The 1,576-nt window shown below is 69.2% G+C and carries 1 protein-coding gene; it reads left to right on the top strand.

Annotated elements, in window-relative coordinates:
• Positions 1-89: 89 nt before the first annotated feature.
• Positions 90-1,574: an aldehyde dehydrogenase family protein gene (locus PKE75_RS13140; RefSeq protein ID WP_428979140.1), complete on the top strand. Its 1,485-nt coding sequence runs from the start codon at positions 90-92 to the stop codon at positions 1,572-1,574.
• Positions 1,575-1,576 lie beyond the last annotated feature (2 nt).

Here is a 1,576-nt window from a genome sequence, read left to right on the forward strand (position 1 = left end):
ATCATCTTCGCGCGTTGTTTGTCTGAGGCGTTTTGGCTTCGGCTTTTTGCGCGCGTCCACTCCCGAGAGACCGGAACGGCTCCATGACCATGACCCTCAGCCTCGCCCCCGCCCCGTCGGCCGGCGTTCCGACCAGGCGGCTCATCATCGACGGCAAGTCTGTGGACGCCCTGTCGGGGCGGACCTTCGAGACCCGCAACCCCGCGACCGGCGAGCTTCTCGCGAGCGTCGCCGAGGGCGGCGCGGCCGACGTCGACCTCGCCGTCGCCGCCGCCCGACGCGCCTTCGAGGGGCCCTGGAGCCGCTTCACGCCGTTCCAGCGCCAGGAGATCCTGCTCAAGTTCGCAGACCTGGTCGAGGCGAACTTCGAGGAGCTCACCATGACCGACGTGCTCGACATGGGCGCGCCGATCACCTTCGCCCGCGCCCGCAAGACGCGCGCCCTCGGCCTGATCCGCTTCTACGCCGGCATGTGCACCACCATCCACGGCGAGACCCTGCCGAACTCCTTCCCCGGCGAGGTCTTCACCTACACGCTGAAGGAGCCCGTCGGCGTCGTCGGCGCCATCACCCCCTGGAACGCCCCCCTCACCTCCACGATCTGGAAGCTCGGCCCGGTGCTCGCCACCGGCTGCACCATGGTGCTGAAGCCCGCCGAAGACGCGCCCCTCACCGCCCTCAGGCTGGGCGAGCTGCTGCTCGAGGCGGGCCTGCCCGAAGGCGTCGTCAACGTCGTGCCCGGCTTCGGACATGACGCGGGCGCAGCGCTCGCCGCCCATATGGGCGTCGACAAGGTCGCCTTCACCGGATCCGACGTCACCGGCCGCAAGATCATCGAGGCCTCCAAGGGCAACATCAAGCGCGTCACCCTCGAGCTCGGCGGCAAGTCCCCGGACGTCATCTTCGCCGACTGCGACATGGAGCTCGCCGTCCCCGGCGCCGGCATGGGCGTGTTCGCCAACACCGGCCAGATCTGCTGCGCCGGCACACGGCTGCTGATCGAGCGCCCGATCTACGAGGAGTTCGTCGAGCGCGTCTCCGCCTACGCCCGCTCGCTCAAGGTCGGCGCCGGCATCGACCCCGCGACCCAGATCGGCCCGGTCGTGAACGCGACCCAGCTCGAGCGCGTCGCAGGCTATATCGACGTCGGGCTCGGCGAAGGCGCCGTCGCGACCGCCGGCGGCAAGCGCCTCACCGAGGGCGCGCTCAAGCACGGCTACTTCATCGAGCCGACCGTGCTCTCCGGCGTCAACAACGACATGCGCGTCGCACAGGAGGAGATCTTCGGCCCGGTCGCCGCCGCCATCCCCTTCGACACGCTCGAGGAGGCCGCCGCCATCTCCAACGCCACCCCCTTCGGCCTCGGCGGCGGCGTTTGGACGCAGAACGTCGCAACCGCCCACCGCATGGCCAAAGCCATCCGCTCCGGCACCGTCTGGGTCAACACCTATGGCGGCCTCGACCCCGCCGTCCCCTTCGGAGGCTACAAGGCCAGCGGATACGGACGCGAATCCGGACTCCACCACGTCGACGCATACCTCGAAACAAAAGCCGTCGTCATGAAACTCGCTTAAAC

The sequence above is a fragment of the Hansschlegelia plantiphila genome, from assembly GCF_027922265.1.
Taxonomy (GTDB): Bacteria; Pseudomonadota; Alphaproteobacteria; order Rhizobiales; family Methylopilaceae; genus Methylopila; species Methylopila plantiphila.

Bases quoted from the DNA above. Each gene is read 5' to 3' on its own strand.
- PKE75_RS13140 (WP_428979140.1), top strand. From the start codon at position 90: ATGACCCTCAGCCTCGCCCCCGCCCCGTCGGCCGGCGTTCCGACCAGG.